The following is a 710-nucleotide window of genomic DNA, read 5'->3' as shown; positions in this document are numbered from 1 at the left end:
ACATAGCTTCTAACTATGTTACAAAATGCTTGATATTTTTCTTCAACAGATTCTAATTCTATAAATAACATATAATCATCTGGGAGAAGAATTTCAACCTCCTGAAAAGCTTTCATTTCTGAGTATGATATATCCTTATTGGGGTCGGCTAGACAATATAAAGTAATGCTGTTAAGTTCGTCTAATGCGAATCCTAAATCCTTTAATTTCCTACAAAAAATCAATTCGAAAACCCTAAGTCCGTGTATATTATTGTAATGCTTTTTAGGTCTTTTCTTTGCCCAATCCATAATATGAATATAAAACATTTAAATGGTATCCCTTCTTGTTTATAAATAAAAATTAAATATTACTCAACTAACTACCATTTTAAACATTAATTTTAGAAATGCTACCAATCACTGTGATTATATTAACTAACTGTGCATGGAATATACATAAGGTAATTGAAGAGTATTAAAGTATATGGGAAAATAATTGAGGAATTTTTGTTTTTTAATACTGTGCAAAAGGATCTATTTAAATAGATAGTTACGACCAAGGAGGAAACAAATGCGAGATTGTCCCGAAGAATTAGACTTTATTTCATTATTTGAATGTATTCCACTTAAAAAGAACCAAAATGAGAGCTTTTTGTACGATGAATCCACTTTTATCTTTACGAGCGAAATGAACAGGTTTGAAGTGAAAATCTCACCATTCTATAATTC

General features: G+C 29.0%; 1 pseudogene. It reads right to left on the bottom strand.

Annotated elements, in window-relative coordinates:
* Positions 1 to 290 (bottom strand): annotated as a pseudogene (locus tag AC1DRF_RS30975) (hypothetical protein); the annotation flags it as partial.
* Positions 291 to 710 lie beyond the last annotated feature (420 nt).

It is taken from the genome of Priestia sp. P5_B4 (assembly GCF_056400385.1).
Note: the sequence above shows the minus strand (reverse complement) of the source record. Positions and strands in the feature narration are given on the sequence as shown.